Here is a 4,705-nt window from a genome sequence, read left to right on the forward strand (position 1 = left end):
TCCGCAGCACCGGCGAGCCGGCCGCGACGGCGGCGACGCGCAGCCGGGACACCGGCACCCGGTCGGTCCACAGCACCACCACGGCCGGCATCCGGCCCGCGGTGACCGCGGCGTCGACGGCGGCGTCGACCGCGGCCGATCCGTCCCCGGACCCGGTCCACACCAGGACGGGGTGGGCGAGGTGCTCGTCGTAGCCGGGCGGCAGGTGCGCGGGCACGTCGACGCCGTCGACGGTCAGCACGGTGTCCCTGCCGGGGCCGGTGACCGGCGGGGCGGGTGGCGCGGGCAGCCCGCCGCGGTCCGGTCCGGCGGCCAGCGAGGCGGGCGTCGGGTAGAAGCCGAACCAGGCGTTCGTCCCCACCGCGAGGGCGAGCACGACGAGCGCGACCACGGCCGGCAGCGCGGCCGCCCGCACCGCGGGCCGCCGGCGGGCCCAGTGGCGCACGAGCAGTACGAGGGTGAGCGCGGCCGTGCCCGCGACGGCGGTGACGGTGACGGCCGACCCGAGCGGGAGCAGTGCGGTCCCGGCGAGCACGTCATCACGATTCCACGCCGGTCCCGGGGACCCGGTGGCGGGATGATCCGTCCCCGTCGTCGGGAACGTCCTAGATCAAGTCCAGAACAGACTGTCCCAAACATGCCGTCCGGGGTCGCCCGCGACGGGAACGCGCTACACCCAGCGTTGTCGCACAAGCGATCCCGTGGGTCCGGGTGGATGACGACGGTCACACGGACGACGGGGAACGCGGCGTCCGCCGCATGCCGGGGCGGTTCCGGGTCGACCCCACCGGTGTTCGACAGCATTCGCACCGAGCCACGGAGGACAGCAGCATGATCACGAAGGACATGACCCGGGAGCTCATCGGTCGTCAGGTCGTCGACAACCACGGCGAGAAGGTCGGCAAGATCGGCCAGATCTACCTGGACGAGCGCAGCGGTGACCCGACCTGGGCCACGGTCAACACCGGGCTGTTCGGTACCAAGGAGAGCTTCGTGCCGCTGCAGAACGCCGACGTGCACGACCGCGACGTCGCGCTGGGCGTGGAGAAGAAGGCGGTCAAGGACTGCCCGCACGTGGGCCGCTCCGACGAGCGCCTGACCGGGTCGGAGGAGGACGAGCTCTACCGCCACTACGGCATCGGGCACGGTAACGGCAACGGCCGCACCGACGCCCGCCACGCCACCGGTGAGCGCACCGACCGCGACCGCACCGACCGCACCGACCGCACCGCCCGTACCGGCGACGACGCGATGGTCCGCCACGAGGAGAACCTGCGCGTCGGCACCGAGACCGAGGAGACCGGGCGCGTCGCGCTGCGCAAGTACGTCGTGACCGAGGACCAGACCGTCACCGTCCCGGTGTCGCACGAGGAGGTCCGCCTCGAGCGCGAGCCGGTCGACGGCACCGAGGCCGAGGCCCGCCCGGGCGCCATGGGCGAGGCCGAGCACGAGGTGACCCTGCACCGCGAGCGCCCGGTCGTCGACAAGACCACCGAGGCCGTGGAGAAGGTGCGCCTCGGCACCCGCACCGTCACCGAGGACGAGAAGGTCTCCGACACCGTGCGCAAGGAGCGCGTCGAGGTCGACGACCCGCAGCACGCCCTGCCCCGCGACGAGCGCCGCAGCTGAGCGACGCACCGCGCCACCGGCGCGTCACCGGAGCCCGCACCTCGGGCCCGGTGACGCGCCGGGCCCATGTCGGGGCCGGTCAGGTCGCGCCGAGCAGCGCGAACGCCGTCCGTAGCGCGCCGGCGGCCTCGGCGACGGCCTGCCTCGGGCGCACCCCGATCCCGAGCGAGGTCGCGAAGCCGTGCACGAGGTCGGGGTGACGGCGCAGCGTCGCCGGGACGCCCGCCTCCCGCATGCGGGTGACCAGGTGCTCGCCCTCGTCGCGCAGCGGGTCGAACCCGGCGGTCGCGACGTAGGCGGGCGGCATCCCGGACAGGTCGCCCTCGGCGATCCGCAGCCGCGGGTCGTCGCGCATCGTCTCGGGCACGTACCAGCCGGCCATCGCCTCGATCGCCTCACCGGTGAGCAGGAAGCCGTCGCCGAACAGCTCGCGTGAGCGGGTGTGCCCGTCGAGCTCGGTGACCGGGAAGAACGCCAGGCAGAACACCGGACGCCCGGCCGGGGCGGCGCCGTCGCGGCTGGTCTCGCGGGCCACCGTCAGCGCCAGGCTCGCCCCGGCGGAGTCCCCGCCGACCGCGATCCGGCCCGGGGCCGCCCCGAACTCCTCCGGGTGCGCCGTGACGTGCGCGAACGCGGCCAGACAGTCGTCGACGGCGGCCGGGAACGGGTGCTCGGGCGCCAGCCGGTAGTCGACCGACAGCACCCGGGCGCCGGACTCGGCGGCCAGCGTCGCGCACAGTTCGTCGTGGGTGTCCAGGTCACCGGCGACGAAACCGCCGCCGTGCACGTAGACGAGCAGTGCGCCGTCGGCGACGTCGGGTCCCGGCGGCGGCACGTACAGCCGCGCCCGCAGGTCGGCGACCGCACCGGGGACCGTGCGGTCCTCGCGGCGCACCCCCGGCTCCTCGGGCCCGGCGACGACGCGGTCGACGAACGACTGGCCCGCCCGCATCTGCTCCGGCGGCGGGACGGGCTGCGACCGGCGCGGGGTGAGCAGCCGCAGCAGGAGCTGGATGTCGAGGTCGAGCTGCTGGCCGTCGCGACGGACGGGCGGACCGGCGATCGCCCGCTTCACCGGCGTCGGCAGGGCCAGCACACCGCGCAGAGCTCCTCGTGCGACACGTACCCGATGATCCACGGTGACCTCCCGCGTGTACCCGATCTCCTGTGTCGATAGTGGCACCGGGTGCCGTTCGCTGCCGCTGTACGCGGCACGGATCACCGGTCCGCGCGCCGTCGCGGCCGTTTCGCAACCTCGGTCCCCGTTCCCGGCGGGGTGGCCGCTCGTTCAGCTCGGTGGAGATCATCTGCGGAGGGGGACGGGCATGAGGACGAGGCTGCGTGCGACGGTCGTGGCGGGGGTGGTGGCGGTCGTCGCGGCGGTGGTCGCGGTGCCGCAGGCACTGGCCTCGCCGGACGGACCGGAGCCCGACGGGGCGCCGGGCGACGTCGTGTCCGCGGAGCGGGTCCTCACGCCGACCGTGCCCGCCGCGACCGCGACCCGGATCCTCTACCGCAGCCTCGACACCGACGACCGGCCGTTCACGGTGAGCGGGATCGTCCTCACCCCGCTCGTCCCGGCGCCGGGGCCCACCCGGGTCGTCGGCTTCGCCGCGGGGACCCAGGGCCTCGCCGACCGGTGCGCGCCGTCGCGCCAGCTGCAGGCGGGCACCGAGTACGAGGCACCGGCCCTCACCGCGCTGCTGGCCGCGGGCAGCACCGTGGCCGTCACCGACTACGAGGGTCTGGGCACCCCCGGCGAGCACACCTACGTCAACCGGGCCGCGCAGGCGCACGCCCTGCTGGACGTCGTGCGCGCGGCCCAGCGGGCCGGCGTCGGCGTGCCGGAGGACGCCCCGACCGCGCTCTACGGCTACTCCCAGGGCGGCGGTGCCTCGGCCGCCGCGGTCGAGCTGGCCCCCGACTACGCCCCCGAGCTGGACATCGTCGGCGCCTACGCGGGCGCGCCGCCCGCGGACCTGGCCGCGACCGGCCGAGCCCTGGAAGGCGGCGCCGCCGTCGCGCTGCTCGGCTACGCCGTCTCCGGGTTCGACGCCGCCTACCCGGATCTCGGGGTGCCGGATCTGCTCAACGACCGCGGCCGTCAGGTGATCGCCGAGCTGCGCGAGCAGTGCACCCAGGACTCCGTGCTGCGCTACCCCGGCCTGCGCTCCGAGCAGCTGTCCGCCGACGGGCGGCCGATCTCCGCCTTCCTCGACGAGGAGCCCTTCGCGAGCAGGATCGACGAGCAGCTGATCGGACGCCGCACCCCCGAGGCGCCGGTGCTGATCGTGCACAGCGTCGCCGACGACATCGTGCCGTTCGACCAGGGCAGGGAGCTCGCCGAGCGCTGGTGCGCCCGCGGTGCCGACGTCGAGTTCCGGCCGTCGCCCGTCCCCGGGCACGTCGGCGGGTACCCCGACGGTCAGGCCCGCGCGCTGGCGTTCCTGCAGGCCCGCTTCGCCGACCTGCCGGTCACGTCGACCTGCGACTGACGGGTCCGTACGGGACGGTGTGACCGTCCACCACGGACCGGACCCGGGCGCCCACCCGCCGAGATGTGAGGCGGGCGCGTCGCCCTCCCGCCATGGTCAACGTATAACGCAACCGGGGACTTGCGGCAAGACCCCGGGACCGCGTCAGACTCTGCGCCCGGCGCCATGACCTGCGGCGTCGTGGTGACACGGGGGCGGGAGTGCACGACGTGCTGCTGCAGTTGGGCGAGGTCGGCCGGGACCGGCTCGCCGTCGTCGGGGGGAAGGCCGCGCACCTGGGGGAGCTGACCCGGACGGCGGGGGTCGCCGTCCCGGGCGGCTGGTGCGTGACGACGGAGGTCTACCGGGCCGCCGTCACCGGTGCGCCCGGGTTCGACGCGTTGCTGGACCGCCTGGCCGGTCTGCCCGCCGATGACGCCGACGGGACCGCAGTGGTCGCCGCCGAGATCCGCGGGCTGGTGGCGTCCCGGCCGGTCCCCGACGACGTCGCGGCGGCGGTCACCGCGGCGGTCGGCCGGGCCCCGGCCGGGACGGCGTGGGCGGGGGGCCCCCGCGCGGCCCCCCGGGGCCCGCCCGCGGCG

General features: G+C 75.7%; 5 protein-coding genes. 3 read left to right on the top strand and 2 right to left on the bottom strand.

Annotated elements, in window-relative coordinates; genetic code table 11:
* A partial coding sequence (locus NH602_RS28190) for a hypothetical protein (protein WP_374210273.1) occupies positions 1-535 on the bottom strand: 535 nt, incomplete at its 3' end.
* A gap of 296 nt (positions 536-831) precedes the next feature.
* Between NH602_RS28190 and NH602_RS28195 the strand changes: the two genes are divergently transcribed.
* Positions 832-1,629 (top strand): PRC and DUF2382 domain-containing protein, encoded by a 798-nt coding sequence (locus tag NH602_RS28195; RefSeq protein WP_253069387.1) that lies wholly within the window; start codon positions 832-834, stop codon positions 1,627-1,629.
* A 79-nt stretch (positions 1,630-1,708) separates the two neighbouring features.
* Here the strand turns inward: NH602_RS28195 and NH602_RS28200 are convergent, their stop codons facing one another.
* Positions 1,709-2,725, bottom strand: coding sequence for an alpha/beta hydrolase (locus NH602_RS28200; protein WP_253069388.1), 1,017 nt, complete (start codon positions 2,723-2,725; stop codon positions 1,709-1,711).
* 229 nt (positions 2,726-2,954) lie between these two features.
* Here NH602_RS28200 and NH602_RS28205 point away from each other — a divergent pair, with 229 nt between their 5' ends.
* Together NH602_RS28205 and NH602_RS28210 are read left to right on the top strand one after the other, a co-directional pair.
* Complete coding sequence (locus NH602_RS28205; RefSeq protein ID WP_253069389.1) at positions 2,955-4,124, top strand: lipase family protein; 1,170 nt, start codon at positions 2,955-2,957, stop codon at positions 4,122-4,124.
* A gap of 209 nt (positions 4,125-4,333) precedes the next feature.
* A partial coding sequence (locus NH602_RS28210; RefSeq protein WP_308292887.1) for a PEP/pyruvate-binding domain-containing protein occupies positions 4,334-4,705 on the top strand: 372 nt, incomplete at its 3' end.

The organism is Pseudonocardia sp. McavD-2-B, assembly GCF_024124365.1.
Classification (GTDB): domain Bacteria; phylum Actinomycetota; class Actinomycetes; order Mycobacteriales; family Pseudonocardiaceae; genus Pseudonocardia; species Pseudonocardia alni.

What these genes read in the sequence shown, in the direction of transcription:
- NH602_RS28195 (WP_253069387.1), top strand. Translation starts at nt 832, where the DNA reads ATGATCACGAAGGACATGACCCGGGAGCTCATCGGTCGTCAGGTCGTC.
- NH602_RS28205 (WP_253069389.1), top strand. Translation starts at nt 2,955, where the DNA reads ATGAGGACGAGGCTGCGTGCGACGGTCGTGGCGGGGGTGGTGGCGGTC.